At 32.7% G+C, this 20,404-nt stretch carries 23 protein-coding genes; 3 read left to right on the plus strand and 20 right to left on the minus strand.

Translation table 11 applies throughout. The features are described from left to right. The first annotated feature begins 143 nt into the window (after positions 1–143). A complete protein-coding gene (locus tag C8C83_RS05335) occupies positions 144–551 on the plus strand; it encodes a YtxH domain-containing protein (protein ID WP_121326782.1) in 408 nt (135 codons plus the stop codon). Between the two features lie 89 nt (positions 552–640). Continuing rightward, positions 641–1,450, plus strand: coding sequence for a mechanosensitive ion channel domain-containing protein (locus C8C83_RS05340; RefSeq protein ID WP_121326784.1), 810 nt, complete (start codon positions 641–643; stop codon positions 1,448–1,450). Positions 1,451–1,457: 7 nt separating this feature from the next. Here the strand turns inward: C8C83_RS05340 and tsaB are convergent, their stop codons facing one another. The 8 genes from tsaB to C8C83_RS05380 all read right to left on the minus strand — a co-directional run bounded on the left by tsaB (position 1,458) and on the right by C8C83_RS05380 (position 9,550). After that, the gene (gene tsaB / locus C8C83_RS05345) at positions 1,458–2,132 is read right to left on the minus strand and encodes a tRNA (adenosine(37)-N6)-threonylcarbamoyltransferase complex dimerization subunit type 1 TsaB (RefSeq protein ID WP_121326786.1); all 675 of its coding nucleotides are present in this window, start codon (positions 2,130–2,132) and stop codon (positions 1,458–1,460) included. Positions 2,133–2,161: 29 nt separating this feature from the next. Next, positions 2,162–2,413 (minus strand): hypothetical protein, encoded by a 252-nt coding sequence (locus C8C83_RS05350; protein ID WP_121326788.1) that lies wholly within the window; start codon positions 2,411–2,413, stop codon positions 2,162–2,164. 18 nt (positions 2,414–2,431) lie between these two features. Further along, positions 2,432–3,724 (minus strand): efflux RND transporter periplasmic adaptor subunit, encoded by a 1,293-nt coding sequence (locus tag C8C83_RS05355; RefSeq protein ID WP_121326790.1) that lies wholly within the window; start codon positions 3,722–3,724, stop codon positions 2,432–2,434. Between the two features lie 4 nt (positions 3,725–3,728). After that, a complete protein-coding gene (locus C8C83_RS05360; protein WP_121326792.1) occupies positions 3,729–5,111 on the minus strand; it encodes a TolC family protein in 1,383 nt (460 codons plus the stop codon). 78 nt (positions 5,112–5,189) lie between these two features. After that, a complete protein-coding gene (locus tag C8C83_RS05365) occupies positions 5,190–6,305 on the minus strand; it encodes an efflux RND transporter periplasmic adaptor subunit (RefSeq protein ID WP_121326794.1) in 1,116 nt (371 codons plus the stop codon). Between the two features lie 38 nt (positions 6,306–6,343). Continuing rightward, positions 6,344–7,609, minus strand: coding sequence for an ABC transporter permease (locus C8C83_RS05370; protein WP_121326796.1), 1,266 nt, complete (start codon positions 7,607–7,609; stop codon positions 6,344–6,346). Between the two features lie 2 nt (positions 7,610–7,611). After that, complete coding sequence (locus C8C83_RS05375; RefSeq protein WP_121326798.1) at positions 7,612–8,856, minus strand: ABC transporter permease; 1,245 nt, start codon at positions 8,854–8,856, stop codon at positions 7,612–7,614. Continuing rightward, positions 8,849–9,550, minus strand: a complete 702-nt coding sequence (locus tag C8C83_RS05380; protein WP_121326799.1) for an ABC transporter ATP-binding protein — start codon at positions 9,548–9,550, stop codon at positions 8,849–8,851. Before C8C83_RS05380 ends, C8C83_RS05375 begins: the two co-directional genes overlap by 8 nt. A 176-nt stretch (positions 9,551–9,726) precedes the next feature. On the opposite strand from C8C83_RS05380, the gene C8C83_RS05385 reads away from it, so the two are divergent. After that, positions 9,727–11,133 carry a DUF4403 family protein gene (locus C8C83_RS05385; protein WP_121326801.1) on the plus strand — a complete coding sequence of 469 codons (1,407 nt, stop codon included), beginning with the start codon at positions 9,727–9,729 and terminating at the stop codon, positions 11,131–11,133. 133 nt (positions 11,134–11,266) lie between these two features. On the opposite strand, the gene C8C83_RS05390 is transcribed toward C8C83_RS05385, so the two are convergent. The 12 genes from C8C83_RS05390 to gcvH form a co-directional block, all read right to left on the minus strand. Continuing rightward, entirely contained in the window at positions 11,267–11,569 is a 303-nt protein-coding gene (locus C8C83_RS05390) for a hypothetical protein (RefSeq protein WP_233566008.1), read from the minus strand. 13 nt (positions 11,570–11,582) lie between these two features. After that, positions 11,583–12,164 (minus strand): DUF420 domain-containing protein, encoded by a 582-nt coding sequence (locus C8C83_RS05395; RefSeq protein WP_121326805.1) that lies wholly within the window; start codon positions 12,162–12,164, stop codon positions 11,583–11,585. Between the two features lie 2 nt (positions 12,165–12,166). After that, the gene (locus tag C8C83_RS05400; RefSeq protein ID WP_121326807.1) at positions 12,167–12,856 is read right to left on the minus strand and encodes an SCO family protein; all 690 of its coding nucleotides are present in this window, start codon (positions 12,854–12,856) and stop codon (positions 12,167–12,169) included. A 10-nt stretch (positions 12,857–12,866) separates the two neighbouring features. Continuing rightward, positions 12,867–13,508 (minus strand): hypothetical protein, encoded by a 642-nt coding sequence (locus C8C83_RS05405; RefSeq protein ID WP_121326809.1) that lies wholly within the window; start codon positions 13,506–13,508, stop codon positions 12,867–12,869. Between the two features lie 78 nt (positions 13,509–13,586). Further along, entirely contained in the window at positions 13,587–13,937 is a 351-nt protein-coding gene (locus C8C83_RS05410) for a cytochrome C oxidase subunit IV family protein (protein ID WP_121326811.1), read from the minus strand. A gap of 18 nt (positions 13,938–13,955) precedes the next feature. Further along, positions 13,956–14,939: a cytochrome c oxidase subunit 3 gene (locus C8C83_RS05415; protein ID WP_121326813.1), complete on the minus strand. Its 984-nt coding sequence runs from the start codon at positions 14,937–14,939 to the stop codon at positions 13,956–13,958. Positions 14,940–14,981: 42 nt separating this feature from the next. Further along, positions 14,982–15,569, minus strand: coding sequence for a cytochrome c oxidase subunit 3 (locus tag C8C83_RS05420; RefSeq protein ID WP_099710761.1), 588 nt, complete (start codon positions 15,567–15,569; stop codon positions 14,982–14,984). A gap of 2 nt (positions 15,570–15,571) precedes the next feature. Next, positions 15,572–16,474 (minus strand): heme o synthase, encoded by a 903-nt coding sequence (gene cyoE, locus C8C83_RS05425; protein WP_121326815.1) that lies wholly within the window; start codon positions 16,472–16,474, stop codon positions 15,572–15,574. Positions 16,475–16,633: 159 nt separating this feature from the next. After that, a complete protein-coding gene (locus C8C83_RS05430; RefSeq protein WP_121326817.1) occupies positions 16,634–18,775 on the minus strand; it encodes an energy transducer TonB in 2,142 nt (713 codons plus the stop codon). After that, complete coding sequence (deoC, locus tag C8C83_RS05435; protein ID WP_121326819.1) at positions 18,776–19,519, minus strand: deoxyribose-phosphate aldolase; 744 nt, start codon at positions 19,517–19,519, stop codon at positions 18,776–18,778. 114 nt (positions 19,520–19,633) lie between these two features. Continuing rightward, on the minus strand, positions 19,634–20,017 hold the full coding sequence (locus C8C83_RS05440; RefSeq protein WP_121326821.1) for a VanZ family protein: 384 nt from the start codon (positions 20,015–20,017) through the stop codon (positions 19,634–19,636). Next, positions 20,010–20,390 (minus strand): glycine cleavage system protein GcvH, encoded by a 381-nt coding sequence (gcvH, locus tag C8C83_RS05445; protein ID WP_121326823.1) that lies wholly within the window; start codon positions 20,388–20,390, stop codon positions 20,010–20,012. The genes C8C83_RS05440 and gcvH overlap by 8 nt, the downstream gene beginning before the upstream one ends. Positions 20,391–20,404: the final 14 nt, after the last annotated feature.

Genomic DNA, 20,404 nt, shown 5'->3' on the forward strand with positions numbered 1-20,404 from the left:
CTTACATAAAAGAAAAGCGTCTGCCAATGTAGACGCTTTTTTTATATATCTTATTTACTATCAGTAAATTATTTTAACAATAACACTACAATTCTTGTAAAAATGATTTAATATTGTATTCTTAACAAATCAAATTTCAAACTATGGGAGTATCATCATTTTTCAAAAATTTATTTGGCTCAGCCAAAGAAACCGCTACAGATTTAGCAAATCAGGCAGAAACTACTATTGAACAAGCTAAAGAAGCTGCTGCACCTTATGTAGAAAAAGCAGAAACTTTTGCAGAAGAAACTATCGCAAAAGCCAAAGAAGCTTCGGAACCAATACTTGACAGCGCTGTAGAATATGCACATCAGGCAAAAGATATTGTGAGCGAATATGTAGAGAAAGCATCTGATTCAATAAGTGACGTAATTGACACGGTAAAAGAAAAAGCTGGTGATCTTACTCAAGAAACTAAAACAGTTGCCTCTGAAACTGTAGTTGATGCTGCTGAAAAAACTGAAGATGCAACGGATAAAATTGTTGATGAAACTGGAGACAAGGAATAGATCCTTATTTTTCTTATAGAAGAAATATCTTTATATTTGTACCACTAATGTACCTTCTCTTTTGAGAAGGTTTTTTTATTCTATAAAACATGATGAGTCCAGAACAACTTAGCAATTACGCCGCAAAATTCATTGACGTATTAGTTGATTATTCGCCTAAATTAATTTCGGCATTCCTAATTTTATTTGTTGGTATTTATGCCATCAGATTGATCAATAAAATTATTACCAAGGTAATGATTCAAAGAAATCTAGATCCCACTTTAACAAAATTCCTTTCGGATATTTTAATATGGGCACTTCGAATTTTATTGTTTGTTACTTTTATTTCAAAACTTGGAATCGAGACTTCTTCGTTTGTTGCTATTTTAGGAGCCATGGGACTTGCAGTTGGTTTGTCTTTACAAGGTTCGCTTTCTAACTTTGCCGGAGGAATGTTAATTATCGTTTTCAAACCTTTTAAAGTTGGAGATACTATCGAATCGCAAGGTGTAATTGCAACGGTATTAGAAATTCAAATTTTTGTTACCAAAATGCTTACCGCCAATAATCAAACTGTTTTTGTACCAAATGGTGCTTTATCAAACGGAACGATTATTAACTATTCAATGCAGGGAGAAAGAAGAGCAGATTTGACTTTTGCAGTTTCTTATGATTCTGATATCAAAAAAGCAAAAGAGATTCTATTGAATGTTTTAAACTCAAATCCTAAAGTACTTAAAAAACCGGCTCCAGAGGTTTTCGTAAAAAACTTAACAGCTAGTTCTGTTGAATTTGCAGTTCGACCTTGGGCTAAAAATGTGAATTATGGTTCTGTTTTTTCAGAGACTTTAGAAAATTGCAAAGCTGCACTTGACGAGGCTGGAATCAAAATCCAACCTTTTACACTTCAAAAATAAAATTGATTTATTGTTTTTTAGATGGCAACGTCATCATAAAATCTTTTAAATAATACGGTTCAAAATAAGCGACATCTACAGTGTCGCTTTTTTGATATTTATCATAGCTGATTTTACTCATTGCCGAAGCCGAAGGGTATTTTATATCTTCCAAAAAAACAAAGTTCTCTTTCGTTAAAACGGGTTTACATTTATCTGCACAATCGCCAACGAAGTAAACTACATCAGTATATTCTGCAAAAGATTCTTCTGTAATAACCTCTGCCTGAATTGCTCTTTCAACTTCCAGATTTGCAGTAAAAACTTCACTGTAAACTTCCATTCTTCTGGCATCCAGCATTGGAATTATTTTTCCATCAGAAACATTAGCCTGAGAAGCTAAAGTTTGCAATGTATCAACTGCAATCAACGGAAGATTTAATGCAAAACATAATCCTTTTGCTGCCGAAACTCCAATTCTTAATCCCGTATATGATCCGGGACCCTGACTTACTGCAATTGCAGTTAAATCTTGAACATTTATTCCGGAAGCTTCTATTACATCTTCAATAAAAACATGGAGTTTTTCGGCATGCGAATAGCCTTCTTCGGCAATTTCCTTGCAAATAATGGTTTCACCATTTTTAGCAATAGATACTGAACAATTTTTCGTAGCCGTTTCGATATTGAGAATAAAAGACAATGTATTTATATTTAATTATTTAAAAAAAATTACTTAGAAATTCCTGCATAAAGAAAAACACATACTATAAGCAACAAAGGAATAATACATAAATTTATTGCCAAAAAACCTAAGTAAATTAAAGCTTTTTTTCCAGCAGAAAAATAAACATATTCTTCATTATAATACTCCGTTTTATATGCTTTATAATGAGTAAAAAACAGAAATACTATTACTAAAATAAATCCAATCCCGATGGATTCAAAAAAACCAGCTGGCGGACTTCCACATAATGAAACCATAAATACTAAAATTTCAAATTATTTCTTAGCTGTGTCTGCTTTTTTAAGCTTCACTTTATCACCAGAATTCAAATCTTTAGAAACCGTAGTATATGGTCCGGTAATTACAACATCACCCGATTTTAAACCTGACATTACTTCGATATTTGTATCGTCCTGAATACCGGTTTTAATGATTCTGATTTTAGCTTTATCTCCAACTTTTACAAAAACGCATTCAAATTTCTTATCGCTTTTTGGAGCTGTTTTTTTGTCTTCATTAGGATCTTCTACTTTAAAATCTTTTACAGCAGTTGTATCAGATTTTACTACAACAGAACTAATTGGCACTGCCAAAACATTGTTTTTAGTTCTTGTAATAATATCAACAGTAGCTGTCATTCCAGGTCTGAACGGTGAATATGTACTTGGCTGTCCTTCTAATAGATCCTGATAGGATTCTTTTAAAATACGAACTTTAACCTTAAAATTAGTTACCTGATCTGATGTCAAAGCTGTACTTGCCGAATTAGAAATACTGGTTACAGTCCCTCTAAATTTCTTTTTCAAATAAGCATCTACTTCAACATTAGCTTCATCTCCAATTTTTACTTTAACAATATCATTTTCGTTTACATCAACTTCAACTTCCATGTTGTTTAGGTTTGCCACTCTCAAAAGCTCTGTTCCTGCCATTTGTTGTGTTCCTAAAACACGCTCTCCTAATTCAACATTCAATACTGAAATTGTTCCGTCTGCAGGAGCATAAATTAATGTACGTCCAAGATTATCTTTGGCTTCTGTTACAGATGCTGATGCACTTTGAACATTATAATAAGAGCTTTGCTTAGTCGCTTTTGCTACTTCATAAGTCGAAACCGATTTATCCCAATCTGATTTTGAAATTACACCTTTGTCATACAGCGTTTTGTTACGCTCATAACTGGCTTTGGCTTCTCTATAACTTGCTTCAGATTGTGTTAAACCTGCTTTTGTACCAGATAAATTCGCAACAGATCTTTCCAATCCTGAAGTATACAAATCAGGATTTATCTTAACTAATAAATCACCTTTTTTTACAACCTGACCTTCTTTTACATTTAATGCAATAATTTCACCCGAAACCATTGAAGAAAGTTTTACCTCAATTTCCGGCTGAATTTTACCCGTTGCCGAAACTGTTTCGACAATCGTGGAAGCCATCACTTTTGAAACTTCAACTTCTTTACCTTCATCCTTATTTCCTATTACTCCCGATTTCGAAAGTCCAACTAAAGCAAAAATAACAACCAGCGCTCCGCCTACTAAGAAATAAACCGTCTTTTTTTTCATATAACTATTTTTTGATAATCGGGACAATTGGAATTCCAAAATAGAATTCAAGTATCTTTATTTTAAATATATAATCGTATTTTGTTCTGATAACGTCAGATTGCGCATTCGTCAATAATGTCTGAGCCTGTGTAAAATCAAAAGAATTCATTAAACCTACATCATACTTTTCTTTAGCATAATTATAAGCTTGTTGTCTTGCTTCTAATGTTACTGTTGAAGATTCAAACGTATTTAAAGCTCCTTTTGCATTTGTAAAAGCAGTATAAACATTACGTTGCAAATCTAAACTTTTTTGTTCTAAATCTATTTTAGATTTCTCTAAACTTACTTTATTGCGCTCTACATTATTTCTAACTGAAAATCCATTAAAAATAGGGATTTGCAAGTCTAATCCAAAATTATGTCCTTTGTTATCACTAAACTGTTGGAATACTGGTGCCGGACCTATAGTATAAGGTTGATTATTTGCATCAAATTTAACCTGATCACTGTAACTTGCTCTTGTATTAAAACCATAAAAACCAGTAAGTCTTGGCTGATAAGCTCCTTTTGCAATAGCAACATTTTTCTGAGCAATTTCAAGATTAGTTTGTGCCAGTTTTAATTCTGTTCTTGTTTCTTTTGCTTTATTATAAATATCAATTGGACTTTGTGCCATGATATTATTTTCATCTTTCGCGTTTGTGTCATCGACTACGTCAAAATCAGCAAATTCTTTTAGCTGTAAAAGCTGTGCTAAACTTAATTTCGAAATCAATAAGTTATTCTCTGAAACCGTAATTCCTTGTTGATCTGTTGCAATAGTCGCTTTTAGATCATACAAATCTCCTCTTGGAATTGTCCCGGCGCTTACCATTTCTTCAGAACGAGCCAAACGTTTTTCATCAATCGTTAATTGCTCTTTTTTTACTTTTAATTCTTCTTTATAAGATAAAATCTGAAGAAAAGCATTGGCAACATTCAGTGAAATATCTTCTTGCATTTTCAGCAATTGATATTGTGACGCAATAATAGACAATTTAGTTCTTCGATATGTATTTTGATTTTGCAAACCTTTGTAAATATCAACTCCTGCATTTAAACCTACAGAAGAATATTGAGTGGTCTGATTACGCAAAAGACCTGTTGTAACATCCTGGTTCAAACCAATATTCCAGGAGTGTGAAGCGCTACCACTTACTGATGGAAGATATTTACCAAAAGCATCTTTTTTATCAATATCAGCATTTTGTACATCTAACTCTGATAACTTTATTGTGATATTATTATCCAATGCATAACGCACGCATTCTTCTAAAGTCCATTGTTTTGATTGTGCATGGCCCGAAAGTCCGAACCCGAATAACATTGCAAAAACAAGACTATTATATTTATTTATTTTCATATATTTTGAATCAAAGCATAGTAAATGACTACGCAAATTTAACATTTTTTAAAACCAAAAAAACCTTACAATTTCAGATTATTTTTTTTCACCTTCACTAATTAAACCCTGATTCCAGATTTTAATTTTATCGGTGTTTTTGATACCACTTTTAACCTGAACATAAATTCCATCGCTAACTCCTAATACAAGATCTTTTCTTTCAAACTTTTGAGGAACTGTTTCGATTTCAACATATGGTTTTTGAGTTTTCTTATCAAACTGAACCAAAGATTCTTTGATAGCCAAAACTTTATCTGCTTTTTCTAATATAATTGAAGCATTTGCACTTAATCCTGCTCTGATAAAAGTTGCATCTCTATTTTCTAAAGAAGCTTTGATTTCAAATTGAATTGCACCATTTTCTACTACACCTTTTGGTGCAATATCAGTCAAACGAGCTTCAAATTTTTTATTTTCAATTGCTCCAATTGTAATCTCAATTGGCATTTGAACTTTTATTTTTCCAACTTCAGATTCGTCAATTTTTCCAATAAAAATCATTCTTCCAACATCTGCAACACTAGCAATTGTAGTTCCTTCGTTAAAGTTATTACTTTCAATAACCTGGTTTCCAACTTTTACAGGAACGGCCAAAACCATTCCGTTTACAGTTGAACGAATTAGGGTATTTGCATAACTTCCTAATGATGTTGTTGTTCCTGTTTTTACGATATCTAAACTTTGTCTTGCCGCAATATAGTTTTGTTTCGCTTGTGTGTAAGCTAATTGTGCTGCATCAAAATCATTGGCAGAAATAACTTCTTTTTCAAACAAAGTTTTTTGTCTTTTATAGATTTTTTCCTGATTGTCTAAAGCAATCTTAGCCGTTTGCACTTGGTTTTGAGTAGAACTCACATTAGAAACGTTTGCTACAACTCTAATCTTCGCAATCATATCTCCAGCCTTAATTTTTTGACCGGCTTTGATATACACTTCTTCAATAATTCCAGAGATATTAGGTTTGATTAGGACCTCTTCATCCGGCTGAATATTACCTGTTGCGATTGTATTTTTTACGATCGTTTTAATTTCTGCTTTCTCCGTTTTAAAGACAATTGGCGACTCTTGATTTTTAGCATACAAATAGTAAAGTGCGCCAAAAAAAACTAAAGCAATAAAAATTAAAATGGTTACAGTTACTCCTTTTTTCATTTTGTTTTTGGTTTAATCGATTATTTTTGATTGATAATTTATTCTGATCGTAAAGCATCTACCGGCTTCACATTAATTGCGGTTTGAGCCGGAATAAATCCTGCCAGCAAACCAGATCCTACTAATATTAATAAAGCTACAAATACAACTCTTAAGTCAACACTTGGATTCGCAAACATAGTACTGCTGTCTTGTGGCATAGAAGCTAATGCAATATTCAAAAGAGCAATAATTCCGGTGGCGACGGCAATACCCAACATTCCCGAAATAATAGTTAAAAATATAGATTCAGATAAAATTTGTCCTCGAATAGCGGCCGGAGTTGCTCCTAAAGCTCTACGAATTCCAATTTCTTTTGTACGCTCTTTAACTACAATAAGCATGATATTTGAAATACCAATTACTCCCGAAATTAAAACTAATGATCCAACAAAGTATGCGATAATTGTTAAGATCGTGAACAAACTTTGTACTTTGTTGAATTGCTCATATAAATCGAAATTTCCAACTGCACGATCATCTGCAGGATTAATAGAATGTAACGATTTAATCAATTCTAAAATTTTCGGTTTTAAAGCAGTAATCGAAGTTTCATCTTTCGCGGTAAGCGCCATCCATCCAACTTTATCACCATAATTAAAGGCTTGCTGAAAAGTAGTAAACGGAACAAAAATATTTTTCTGTTCTTGCTCTGCATTTCCTCCCTGTTGTTTAGAGTTATATACTCCAACCACCATAAAGTTAACGCCGTTTACCTTTATGTAAGTTCCAATAGATTCCTCTTCTTTTCCGTAAAGTTCGCTAATAACTCCTTTTCCAATTACAGCAATTTTTCTTCTCTCATTAATATCCTGTTGGTTTATAAAACGCCCTTTTATAATATCCATTGGTTGCTGTTTGATCAGTTCCGGATAATCTCCATAAATGGTAAAAGAGGAAGTTTTAGTACCACGAACCACATTATTAGTTCCGTTAAAATCTCCTAACTGATTTCTTGGCGAAACATATAATAAATCCGGTAAAGCTGCTTTTAAAGCTGCTACATCACTATTTCTAAAATCATAACGGCGCGTTTTAGGCAATCCTTTATAGGCTTTAGACGTTGTTTGGCTCCACATAAACATTGTATTGGTCGCGATTCCGTCAAAACCTCTTTTTACACCATTCTCAAGACCTTTTCCTGCAGCAAGTAATATTACTAAAATAAATATACCCCAAAATACCCCAAAAGCAGTTAGAACTGTCCTGAAAACATTGGCTGTTAAAGCCTGTAAAATTTCATCCCAATTATCTTTTTTAAACATAATTATTCGTCTCTAAGTGCTACAATAGGTTTAATTTTAGCCGCTCTGTATGCTGGAAAAAATCCTGCCATTGCGCCTGCAAATACAAGTAAAGCAAGTGTCGTTAAAGCCACATTGAAATCTACCTGAGGATTTTGAAAATATTCACTCTGCACCATCGGACCTACAAATTCCAATAATAATAAACTCGCAAGCAATCCTACAAAACCAGCAATTGTGGTAATAAAAATAGACTCGTGAAGTATCATTGAAATAATTGAAAACGGAGATGCCCCCAAAGCCTTTCTGATTCCAATTTCTTTAGTTCTTTCTTTTACAATAATAAGCATGATATTACTCACACCGACAACACCGGCAATAATGGTACAAATACCAACCCACCAAAAGAATAGTCTAATGTATAAATTCAAATCATAAAATTGCTTAGCATCTTTAACTGAATTATAAACTCCAACACCTCCATCGTCATCAGGAGCAACCATATTTCGGCTTTTAAGCAAATCTTTCAAATCTTGTGTAAATTTTTCAGATTGTGCCAGAGCTTCATCATAATTATCTGTTTTTTTCATGGTAAAAAACAAATTGCTGATTTTATCACCATTACCAAAAGCTCTTTGTACAGTCGTTAGAGGCAAATAAGCTCTTGTTTCTTCTCTTTCTCCTCCCGGATCGGTAAAAACTCCAACAACCTTAAAATTGATACCATTAATTATGATTTCTTTCCCAAGAGCATCTTTATCTTTAAAAAGATCCGTTTTAACTTTCATCCCAATACAAGCCACTTTTTCATTATTGGCTATATCGTTATCATTTACATATCGTCCCTGAACTATTGTTAAATTTTCAACCCTTCCATAGTCAGGAGTAACTCCTCTATATTGATAACTTCCTGATTCTTTTCCGTATGAAAATGGAGCTCCCCAATAATTATAAGTCGAAGCTCTCATATCTAACTTATCATCAAATTTCTGCACAGATTGGTTATAATCAGCATCTCTGTACTGGATTTGTCTCCCGGGATTTAACCCTTTATATTCTTTGGTCGTAGTTCCGGACCAAACCTCAATAATCCCTGCGGCGTCACGTTCAAATTGCTTTTCAATTCCGTTTTGAAGCCCTTTACCCGCACCAAGCAAAATCACAAGGATAAAAATACCCGAAGCCACAGAAACGCCGGTAAGAAATGTTCTTAACCGATTTTTCGAGATTGCCTCAAAGATTTCCTGCCAACGCTCAATATTAAACATAAGATGAAGCTCTAACTTGTTCTACCATTTTATCATCGATAATTAATCCATCTTTCAGGACTACATTTCTTTTGCACATTGCGGCAATATCAGGCTCGTGTGTAACGATTAGAATAGTTTTTCCTTCGTCGTTAATTCCTTGAATAAGTTCCATTACTTCATAAGAAGTTTTGGTATCTAAAGCGCCCGTTGGCTCATCTGCCAATAAAACTTTTGGATTTGACGCCAATGCTCTTGCAATTGCAACACGCTGTTTTTGTCCTCCGGAAAGTTCACTTGGCAAATGGTGAGAATGAGTTCCTAAACCAACTTTCTCCAAATATCTCATTGCGATCTCATAACGTTCTTTTCTCTTTATACCTTGATAATACAATGGCATAGCAACATTATCGAGTGCTGTTTTATAATTTATCAAATTGAATGACTGAAATACAAATCCCAAAAACTTATTTCTATATTTTGAAGCGATTGTTTCATTTAAGTTTTTAATTGGAGTTTTATCTAAAATATAACTACCAGAATCTGCTTCATCAAGAATTCCTAAAATATTAAGAAGCGTCGATTTACCAGATCCCGAAGATCCCATAATCGCAACTAATTCCCCTTCAGCAATATTAAAATTAATCCCTTTTAACACATGTAAACTAGAACTTCCCATTTTATAGGACTTGTGTAAATCTTTAATTTCGATCATGGTATTGTTAAATTTTAAAACAATAATAACATTTTTATTAAGTAAAATATGATAAGAAAACGTTAATAATTCCGTTTTGTTATTTAGATAAGACTCTATTCGTTATCAATTGTTACACTTTTTTAAGATAATTTAATAGTTTTCTTAATTTTGCATCACTCAAAAAAATCTTAACCATGAAGTTTTTTTCAATTCTCTCTTTATCTACAGTACTTGCCGTACTTGTTAGCTGTTCTACAACTCAAAAATTAGAAACGTTAAAACCGGAACCAGATGATGCAAGTCCACTGGTTTACGATGCAAATCCTTCGTTTATAAACCTGCCCATAACAGTAAAACTTAGCGATATTGAAAACCAAACCAATACTTTGCTGAACGGATTAATCTATGAAGACAACAACATCGAAGATGATGATATCGAAATGAAAATCTGGAAACAGGCTCCGATAAAAATTCAAAATGATCCAGCGAATCCAGATAAAAAAATCAAAACGATTCTACCATTAAAAGCGACAATTAAATACAGAATTGGAACTAAAAAACTTGGAATTGAACTTTACGACACAAGAGAATTTAACTTAAATGGTGTAATTACTTTATCAAGCGAAGTTGCACTGACCAATTGGAAATTAAACACCAAAACAGAATTTAAATCTCTTGACTGGAACGAAAGTCCAACAATGCAGGTTTTTGGAAAAAGTATGCCAATAACCTATTTGATAAATCCGGCAGTTTCGATCTTTAAATCAAAAATCGAAAAAAGTATCGATCAGGCGATTGAAAAATCAATGGATTTTAAACCGAATGTTTTATCTGCTTTGGAAAAAATCTGTACTCCTTTTCAAATGAGTGACACTTATGAAAGTTGGCTAAGAATTGTTCCTATCGAAATTTATTCGACCAATGCCAAACTTAAAAATGATTTGTTTTTATTGGATATGGGAATGAAATGCAACATGGAAACTATTGTTGGTAAACAACCCGAATCAAAATATAGCGCCAGTAAAATTGTATTGAAACCTGTTGCTAAAATTCCGAATCAAATTTCAGCCAATATTGCTGCGATTTCAACTTATATCGATGCTTCAAAAATAATGACCAAGAATTTTGCCGGTCAGGAATTTGGATCAGGAAGCAAAAAAGTAACCGTAAAAAATGTTGCAATTTGGCACAAAGACGGAAAAATGGTTATTGCGCTAGATATTTTAGGATCTATAAACGGAACTATTTATTTAGATGGATTTCCACAATACAATCCAAAAACTAAAGAAATATATTTTGAGAAACTGGATTATGTTTTAGACACCAAAAGCAAGCTAATGAGAACTGCAAGCTGGTTAGGTCAAGGTTACATCTTACGAAAAATGGAAGAAAGTTGTCGTTATTCTATTCAAGCTAATTTAGAAGAAGGCAAAAAAACGATGGCAAATTATCTTAAAAACTATTCTCCAATGCCTGGTGTATTTGTAAATGGAAAAATGGAAGATATTCAGTTTGATAAAATTCAATTAACGAATCAAGCCATAATCGCTTTTATAAAAATAAACGGAACGGTAAATGTTTCTGTTGACGGATTGAAATAAATAAGTCGAAAGTTTAAAAGCCGTAAAGTCAAAAGAACTTATATCAATCAAAACAACATATTATTCATTTTATCTAATTTTAAAATACAATAATATATTGTGATTATTACTTAAAAAGAAAAAAGCAGAATAATTATTCTGCTTTTTTCTTTTTTGATTGGTACATTCTATAAATCAGATATCCAATTATAGCAACAAGCAAATACGGAATCACCATTAGATAAACGATTCCATTATTTACGGCTTCTGCTTTTTTTACATTCGAATCTCCGGCAAGTGCCGCACGACACATTGCACATTGCGCGTTTGCTGCAACAGAAAAGAAAATAGAAAATAGAATATAGATATATTTAGCAGAAGAAGCTCTTTCTCTATTATTCTCTACGTTTTCCAATCTATTTTCTTTATTCTCTATTTTATACTCTTTATTCTTCATTCTATTTCCCATCTTAAGCATAATAAGGAGCAATCATTAAGTAAACTACAACACCAGTTACCGCAACGTATAACCAAAGCGGAAAAGTTATTTTAGCTATTTTTTTATGTCTATCAAATCGTTCTGAAATCGCTCTCACATAAGAGATTAATACCAGCGGAATAATCACGATAGACAATAAAATATGGGTTATTAAAATCAGGAAATAAACATAACGCAATGAACCAATTTTAGCAGTTTCAGCTAAATCAAGAATTCCATCGTGATTTAAATCTCCAAACTTAGTTGAATCAGCCGTCATATGATACGCAACATACATGGCTAAAAATGCAAGCGATAATGCTATTGCAAAAGTCATTAAACGCTCATGTAATTTACGTTTTCCGTTTTTAATAGCAATTACAGCCCAAACTAATACAATTGCCGTTATACCATTTGTAGTGGCATAAATTGGAGGCAAAAATGAAAGCGGTTCTACATTGATTCCAAAATCTTTTAATTTTACCGCGAATAATATTGCAACCAAAGTTGGTATTACAATTGAAACGGCAATAATAAGCTTGCTATACTTTTTTTCTAATGAATGATCTTCCATTTTTATTCTTCTAATAATATTTTAATATCCTCCTGAATTTCTCTTACTCCTTTTTTATCAAGTCCGTCATAGTATAAAATTGGATTTCCGAAATCATCTTTTCTACAACGAATATTTCCGTCTTTATCAATTAAAGCAAACAAACCTGAATGTTCAAATCCTCCGTTTACTTTAGAATTTTCGCCAGCATAAAGATTAAATCCTTTGTTAGACAAATCCATAATCGTTGCTCTGTCTCCCGTAAGGAAATTCCAATTTGAAGATTTTGCTCCCAAAAGCTTAGCATGATCTTTTAAAACTTGCGGAGTATCATGAACCGGATCTATAGTTATAGAAACAATTCCGAAATTAGGATTCCCAAAAAAGGTTTTCTCAATTTCTAACATGCTCAAATTCATCTTTGGACAAATTGACGGGCAAGTTGTGAAGAAAAATTCCAAAACATATACTTTTCCTTTGTACGTTGCATTTGAAACTTTAGCATTATCCTGATTTGTTAATTCAAATTTAGGAGCCGGACCAATTGTTAGTAATTTACTATCTGATTTCGAAGATTTCAAACCTACATTATCTAAACGGTTTCCTTTTACCACTTCTCCATTTTTTATTCTGTCCACGATTTTTGGCACAGCATAAATTCCGAAGATTAAAACAATAAACGAAATTCCGATATATGATTTATTTTTAAACATGATATAAAGATTAAAGTTCTTTTGTTGCGTTGTGATTCTTTTTAAGCGCTGCGCGATATTCATATAGAATGATTTTAAAATCATCTAACATTTCGTTGCTTAAATCAGAAGGATGAAAAGTATTATACCCTTCTTTGTATTCGTCTTTATCTTTTCTTCCTCTTAAATTTCGCTCTTTATCTACGATATAAACATTTGAAGTTCCAAGATTCGAATCTAGCTTACCTTTTAAATGTAATTGATCATAATAAGCTTTAATTTCATCGGGTGAAGCAAAAATAAAATGCCATCCGGATACATCTGTAAAAGCGCCTAATGATTCTTCAATTTTTTGGGCATCTTTTTCTGTTCCTAATGGACAAACTACCACAAATTGCAAATCTTTGAATCCATTATAACGTTGGTAAATTTTTTCGTTTAAGTTGAAAAAATTCCCTCTGTTTTTTAAAATTTCAGAACCGGAGAAACCAAGAATCGTAATCTTATTATTTAAAGTGACTTTTTCTCCTTTCAGAGATTTCCAATCGCCAAAGTCGGCAATTTTAGGAGTGATTGTGGGAAGTTTAGTAAAACTATTTACACCAGAAGCAAAAAACAAATAAGCTACAATTGGCAAAACAAAAAGTACAAATAGAACTATATTTTTTTTCATTGTATTAACGGAAGTTATTGAGGTACAAAAATAAAAAAAGCTCCGTTAAACGGAGCTTCTTTTCGAATTAATATCATGTTAAAAATTCCATTTAATAGTAGAATCTTTAAAAACCCCATAAATATAATGTCCTTCTGTCAAAAGAATAAACAATAAATATAAAACTAGGAAAATAACTGGTGAAACAACTGACCATCTAAGGCTGCTTTTTTCACCTTCCATGTGCATAAATGCCCATACTATATAATATGCTTTGAATATTGTAAGGATATAAAATATCCAGTTCAATAAATTCAAACCTACAAAATGATTAAACTCTAATACTCCCGGTTTAATAATACCAAGAATAACTTCTACTGTAGTTACTGCAGATAATAATGCAAAAACAAACCAGATTCTCTTTGTATTTGATACGTGTTCGTGTGACATAATGATAAAAATCTAAAATTAAACTAAGTAGAAAACTGTAAATACAAATACCCAAACTAAATCGACAAAGTGCCAGTATAAACCAACTTTCTCTACCATTTCATAGCTTCTTCTTTTCTCGTAAGTTCCTAACAATACATTAAAGAAAATAATGATGTTAATGATTACTCCAGAAAATACGTGGAATCCGTGGAATCCTGTAATGAAGAAGAAGAAATCAGCAAATAATTTACTTCCGTATTCATTTCTAGTTAAGTTTGCTCCTTCTACTACATATTTTGCAGTACTTAAGCGAGTCTCAGACTCTGCTCTTGTCAATACTGTTTTTTTCTTTTTATCAGTAAGTTGTTCTGTTCTGATCAATAAATCAGGATGCGCTTTAAAACCTGCCTGAATTTCAGCAACTGAATATGTAGGTACTGTTTCAGCACTTTCCATAAACCATTTACCTTTTGCTCTTGTAAGCTCTTCTGGTTGTGCTGGTAATTTTACCGCAAACTCTTCAAGAGCTACTCTTTTACCGTCTTTATCAACAAACTGCAATAAACTTCCTCCTACTGTTTCTACTGCTCCGTATTCACCTTTAATGAAGTTTTTCCATTCCCAAGCTTGAGAACCAACGAAAATTAAACCTCCAATAATAGTTAAGAACATGTAGATTGCAACTTTTGTTTTTTTCAATTGGTGACCTGCGTCAACAGCCAAAACCATTGTTACAGATGAGAAAATTAAAATAAAAGTCATTAAGGCTACATAATACATTGGAGCCGAAACACCATGCATAAATGGGAAGTGAGTAAACACTTCGTCAGCCAAAGGCCAAGTTTCAATAAATTTAAATCTAGAAAAACCATAAGCAGCAAGGAATCCAGAGAATGTTAAGGCATCCGATACGATAAAAAACCACATCATCATTTTACCATAACTTGCTCCTAATGGCTGGATATCTCCGCCTCCCCAAGTTTTTTCGTCGTTATTTGCAGTAGTAACTGTCGCTTCCATAAAAGATATTCGTTAAAAAGTTCCCAAATTTACGTTTTTTTCTTATTTAAAGAAATATAAAAATAAAAATAAATATACCCATAATAAATCCAAAAAGTGCCAATACATCGCACCTAGTTCTATACCAAGAGTTTGAGTCGAATTGTATTTTTGTTTAAAATGATTATAAATTATAATTAAAAGTGAAATTAGCCCTCCAGCCAAGTGTAATAAGTGTGTAACCGTTACTACATAAAGAAAAGTTGTAGTAATTGAACTACCTTCTCCTGTGAAATAATACCCGCTTTTTACGATTTGTCCAAAACCTACAAATTGCAAAACCACAAATAAAATCCCTAAAGCCAATGTTCCTAAAAGCAACGCTGTAGTTGCGCTTCTGTTATCTTTTTGAATTGCTTTTTTAGCCAGATAAAAAGTAACACTACATCCTATAATTACTGCTGTGCTGTAAAAAAACGCTGTTGGTAATTCAAAATTCTTCAACCAGTCAGCTCTTGATTTACTTACTACAAACGCACTTGTAAGTCCGGCAAACATCATTGTCATACTTACCATTGCGAATAACAAAATCAGTTTTGCCGATTTTGCGCTCCTTACTTGTTCCTCGCCTTTTGTCATTGTCATTTCCATAACTATCTTAAAAATTTATCTACTATATATATTATTTGCAATAATGAGATATACGAAACACTTACCAACATCAATGTTCTTGCTGCTTTTGCGGTTCTTAATTGATACAACCGAACTGCATAAAACAACATCCACAATCCTAACAAAAACACTAAAATCGCAGCTATTGGCGTAATAAACAATTGTCCTGTATATCCTAAAACCGGCAATAATGACGCTATGATAAGCCAAACTGTATATAATATAATCTGTAAAGCAGTTCCTTTGTCTTTTTTTCCTGTTGGAAGCATAAAAATCCCAGCTTTCTCGTAATCTTCATATAAAAACCATCCAATTGCCCAAAAATGAGGGAATTGCCAGAAAAACTGAATCAAAAACAAGGTTCCGGCTTCAATACCAAATTCTCCTGTTGCAGCAACCCAGCCTAACATAAACGGAATTGCACCCGGGAAAGCACCAACAAAAACTGATAACGAAGTTACTGTTTTTAAAGGTGTATAAATACTTGTATATAAAAATATTGAAATTGCAGCAAACATTGCCGACTTCGCGTTGATTGTATACAATAAAGTTATTCCAATTATTGTAAGCAAACTTGCTACAAACAAAGCCACTTTTGGTGACATACGCCCAGAAGGAACCGGACGATTTTTAGTACGATCCATTAAAGAATCTATATCTCTTTCGATTACCTGATTAAAAGCATTAGATGCTCCAACCATGCAATAACCGCCAATCATCAAAACAATCAAGACACTCCATTTAAAAGGATGTGCATCATTAACTCCTAACAAATATCCGGCAATAGAAGAAAACAACACACTAATAGCCAAACCAGCCTTTGTTATCTCTTTGAAATCGTTAAATATTGATTTTATTGAAAATGTATTTTTAGTAGCGTTCAATACGGTAATTGTTTGTATGTTTTTTTTGAGTGGTGCAAATGTACAAATTAGATTGTAGAATTCTGACCTATAAAATTAGATTTTTTTCAATAAAACCTTTACAAAATAAGGACTTGCTTATCTTTAACACAATTATTTCGAAAAATCTTATTAAAAATACTAGTAATCAAAATACCAATTAAAGACATCAGTACGTAATCCGATGCTAAACCAAGTCGTGTTTTGTTTAAAAGTAGTTGCGGTCTCTTGCGTTGGATCAAAATTTCTATAAATCAAACTTCCAAACAATTTCAGGTTTGTCATTGGATTAATCACATATCCCGCTTGCACATCTGCAATAAACACACTTGTTTTATTCCCTTGCCCCACTTTTACACCTTTATCATATGGACGATTTACATCATAACTTTTGTAAATATTACTTCCGTAATTAAAGCTATTTTGAGCAGTATCAAAATCCAAACCACGTGTTCCAGCTGTTATTTTTCCATCAGCATAGTAACGCCCTTTGTGGTAGCGTCCAATTACAACAAACTCTTCAAAATTACCTCCCCATTGATGCCCAATACTTTGATTATTATGACCGTAATTAGTAATAACTGCACTATGAGAATAAACATAAGGACGAACGTGATTGTACTCTAATTGCAACAACAAATCTTTTACTTTAAACGCATTGAAGTATTTAGCACCTAATTGATAACCAAATTTATTCTTCCAGCTTTGCTCTCCTTTTGCCATATCTCCAACTGAAAATTCATCCAGCAAGAATTGCCCATACAAATTAACATTATTGTTCCACTTGTATTTACCGGTGAATCCTAAAAGGGCATTACCACTTTTAGAAGACGACGCAAATTCTACGGAACGATAAAAAATAATTGGATTTACAAAATTGACATCAAAACCTCTATTATTGGTATCTGTCCAAACTACAGATTCAAAAAAACCTAAATTCAATTTATTTGAAACATTCCAACTTAAATAATGATTCGCCATGAATTTTGTTGCATATGTTTTTTCTAATGTAACATCTGGTCGAACATCCTTAAGCCACATATAAGTGTTTGTATATTTTATCTTCCAGAAAGTCGTGTTGATTTTAAAATATGGATATGGACTTGCTCCATCACTTTCAAGCAAGGAACGATATCCATCACCAATAAAATTACGTCCATAACCTAACTGAAAATCAAAAAACTTACTTGGCGTATAAGTAATATTAGCTTCCGCTAAAGGAAAATCGTAAGCATCCGTTTTAAATCGTTTTGCAATTCCTACTCCGGGAATAATTGCCGGATTTCCTCCCGAAGGTTTTAAAGTTTCGGCATAATCATTATAATAACCCGCAAATCTTCCCTGACTTTCAAAAACCGTGGTTGTAAAGTTAATCTGTTTACCCAAACCTCCTCTAAAATTTAGCGCTCTGGTATTTACATACGTATAAGAAGCATCAAGATCTGAAGCTTTTCCCATTTGCAAATCAACAATAGGATTTAGCGATAACCAATAACCTTCACCTTGAATCTGAACTAAATTTTCATTCCACCATTTTCTACCTAACCAAGTCGAAACATTCTTTTGAAGTGATTCATTTACAGCTTTTAAATTATAATATTTCGAGACTTCGGCATAAGTATACGGCTTAGAAGCGGTATGATTATTACTTCCTACCTGATTCATCGCACCGTCAAATTGTGCATAATAACTATGAGAAAACGGAATATTCAAATGACTTTCGAATTCAGGATTATTGTATTTTTTATATACAATACTATCCAATTCTGTCATTGGTTTTTCGACAGGTTTTAGAATTTGGGCTGCAGCCAAAGCTTCATCAGCGATTTGAGCTGAACTTTTTAATGGTATATCAATCGAGATTGTATATTTTGAATACGTTGGTTTTCCATTGTAAGTTGAAGGTTTTATTTTAGGAAATTTACTAAAAACACGTTTTGCTTCTTCAGATAATTCTTCATTGGCGGCATTTACATAAATCACTTTGAACTCACCATTAACATCAACTTCAAAAAGAACTTTTACTTCTCCTTTATAATTATTTTGTTTTGATTTTTCAGGAACTTCAAAATTCTGAAACACAAAATCCTGAACTTCTTTGTAAAAACAATTCTCTAATTTCTTCGCTTCTAAATTTTCACAATTTGGAAAGACAGGAAATTGCTCTGAAGTAAAGCCCGGTTTTATAGAAGCATTATTATTTTCCTGAGAAAAAGCAAATAAGACAGATAATGTAAAAATAAAAGATAAAGAAATCTTATTCACGTAATTTTTGGTTTTCATTTAATATTGATTTGTGGTATTTTCTCCGTTTGCAATTGTTTTTGCAGCCGAAGTTCCGATACGTTTAACACCTAAACGAATCATTTCTATTGCTTCATCATACGACCTTACTCCTCCGGCAGCTTTTACCTGTAAAGGCGATGCATTTTCTAACATCATTATAATCGTTGGAATGGTCGCTCCGTTTGGCGCATTATCTTCAGTTTTAAAAAAACCTGTTGATGACTTTACAAAAACAGAAGCATAATTCTCTTCTTTAAAGTTTGACATCACAACATTTTTTATCAATGCCGAGAGCTGAATAATTTCTTTATCCGTTAAGGCAGCAACTTCAATAATCCATTTTACTGTTTTATTATTTGCTAAACCTATCTGAGTTCCAAATAAGATTTCTTCTTTTAATAAAGTAATTTCACCTCGTTTGAAGGCTTCATAATTACAAACAAAATCTAAATCGTCTGCTCCATTTTCGATTGCTTCATTTGCTTCTTTGATCTTCGATTCAATACTTGATGTACCTTCTGGAAAATCAATAACGGTACCAATTAGCAAAGTCGAGTTGGCTTTCAAAATCATTTCTTTGGCCAAAGTCACATATTCCGGACGAATCATAATTAACTTAAATCCTTCCAGAATTGCTTCACTAATTACATTCTTTACTACACCCTCATTTTCGGCTTCTGTAAGTCCGGCTTGAGAGGCAGTTTTTAAATAAGTCGAATCCAAATATTGCTTGACATTCATGATTTTGAAATTATTTTGAATCGGGACAAAAATACATTTTAAATTCAAAAAAAACTCCTTGTAATGCCTGATTTTTAGACAATAAAAAACCCACCGAAGTGGGTAGTTATATTCTTATATTTTATCTAATTGCTTCTTGAAGGCTATCGCGGTAAAAACCGCTATAGTTGCACCAAGTGCATTTGCTAAAACATCTGTTACATCTGATGCTCGTGTAATTGTCAGGACACTTTGTAAAATCTCGATAGTAATTCCAAAAAAAACAGAAAATATAAACGAAATCAAATATGCTTTATAATCATCCGCTTCTCTTCCTTTAAGCTCTTTCTTAAAGAATACAATCCAGGAAATTGTAAATCCAAAATGAAAACAAAAATGCACAATTTTATCAATGCTCGGAAAATTTACTACAGGAATCTTACTGGAATCAACAAGACAGAAATAAGCAATAATTCCCGAACAAATAATTGCCCAGATTAATAGTAACTGTTTAGGCACCGATCAATTGTGTGTAAGCCTCAGCAGATAATAAACCTTCTACTTCTGATGCATCAGCAATTTTTATTTTAATCATCCATCCATCTCCATAAGGATCAGAATTTACAGTTTCAGGAGCACTTTCCAAGCTTTCATTAAAAGCAATAATTTCTCCTGTTAAAGGTAAAAACAAATCAGAAACAGTTTTAACCGCCTCAACTGTTCCAAAAACCTCATCTTTATCAAGTGTCTGATCTAAAGTTTCTACTTCAACATACACGATATCTCCTAACTCTTTTTGTGCAAAATGAGTAATTCCTACAGTTGCAACATCTCCTTCGATGCTAACCCATTCGTGATCTTTTGTGTACTTTAAATTTGCTGGTATGCTCATAATTGTGTTGTTTG

It is taken from the genome of Flavobacterium sp. 90, from assembly GCF_004339525.1.
Classification (GTDB): domain Bacteria; phylum Bacteroidota; class Bacteroidia; order Flavobacteriales; family Flavobacteriaceae; genus Flavobacterium.

What these genes read in the sequence shown, in the direction of transcription:
- C8C83_RS05410 (WP_121326811.1), bottom strand. Translation starts at nt 13,937, where the DNA reads ATGTCACACGAACACGTATCAAATACAAAGAGAATCTGGTTTGTTTTT.
- C8C83_RS05430 (WP_121326817.1), bottom strand. Translation starts at nt 18,775, where the DNA reads ATGAAAACCAAAAATTACGTGAATAAGATTTCTTTATCTTTTATTTTT.
- C8C83_RS05335 (WP_121326782.1), top strand. Translation starts at nt 144, where the DNA reads ATGGGAGTATCATCATTTTTCAAAAATTTATTTGGCTCAGCCAAAGAA.
- C8C83_RS05385 (WP_121326801.1), top strand. Translation starts at nt 9,727, where the DNA reads ATGAAGTTTTTTTCAATTCTCTCTTTATCTACAGTACTTGCCGTACTT.
- C8C83_RS05390 (WP_233566008.1), bottom strand. Translation starts at nt 11,569, where the DNA reads ATGAAGAATAAAGAGTATAAAATAGAGAATAAAGAAAATAGATTGGAA.
- gcvH (WP_121326823.1), bottom strand. Translation starts at nt 20,390, where the DNA reads ATGAGCATACCAGCAAATTTAAAGTACACAAAAGATCACGAATGGGTT.
- C8C83_RS05370 (WP_121326796.1), bottom strand. Translation starts at nt 7,609, where the DNA reads ATGTTTAAAAAAGATAATTGGGATGAAATTTTACAGGCTTTAACAGCC.
- C8C83_RS05420 (WP_099710761.1), bottom strand. Translation starts at nt 15,569, where the DNA reads ATGGAAATGACAATGACAAAAGGCGAGGAACAAGTAAGGAGCGCAAAA.
- C8C83_RS05400 (WP_121326807.1), bottom strand. Translation starts at nt 12,856, where the DNA reads ATGTTTAAAAATAAATCATATATCGGAATTTCGTTTATTGTTTTAATC.
- C8C83_RS05405 (WP_121326809.1), bottom strand. Translation starts at nt 13,508, where the DNA reads ATGAAAAAAAATATAGTTCTATTTGTACTTTTTGTTTTGCCAATTGTA.
- C8C83_RS05375 (WP_121326798.1), bottom strand. Translation starts at nt 8,856, where the DNA reads ATGTTTAATATTGAGCGTTGGCAGGAAATCTTTGAGGCAATCTCGAAA.
- deoC (WP_121326819.1), bottom strand. Translation starts at nt 19,519, where the DNA reads ATGAATGTCAAGCAATATTTGGATTCGACTTATTTAAAAACTGCCTCT.
- C8C83_RS05365 (WP_121326794.1), bottom strand. Translation starts at nt 6,305, where the DNA reads ATGAAAAAAGGAGTAACTGTAACCATTTTAATTTTTATTGCTTTAGTT.
- C8C83_RS05340 (WP_121326784.1), top strand. Translation starts at nt 641, where the DNA reads ATGATGAGTCCAGAACAACTTAGCAATTACGCCGCAAAATTCATTGAC.
- C8C83_RS05355 (WP_121326790.1), bottom strand. Translation starts at nt 3,724, where the DNA reads ATGAAAAAAAAGACGGTTTATTTCTTAGTAGGCGGAGCGCTGGTTGTT.
- C8C83_RS05395 (WP_121326805.1), bottom strand. Translation starts at nt 12,164, where the DNA reads ATGGAAGATCATTCATTAGAAAAAAAGTATAGCAAGCTTATTATTGCC.
- C8C83_RS05415 (WP_121326813.1), bottom strand. Translation starts at nt 14,939, where the DNA reads ATGGAAGCGACAGTTACTACTGCAAATAACGACGAAAAAACTTGGGGA.
- C8C83_RS05350 (WP_121326788.1), bottom strand. Translation starts at nt 2,413, where the DNA reads ATGGTTTCATTATGTGGAAGTCCGCCAGCTGGTTTTTTTGAATCCATC.
- C8C83_RS05360 (WP_121326792.1), bottom strand. Translation starts at nt 5,111, where the DNA reads ATGAAAATAAATAAATATAATAGTCTTGTTTTTGCAATGTTATTCGGG.
- C8C83_RS05380 (WP_121326799.1), bottom strand. Translation starts at nt 9,550, where the DNA reads ATGATCGAAATTAAAGATTTACACAAGTCCTATAAAATGGGAAGTTCT.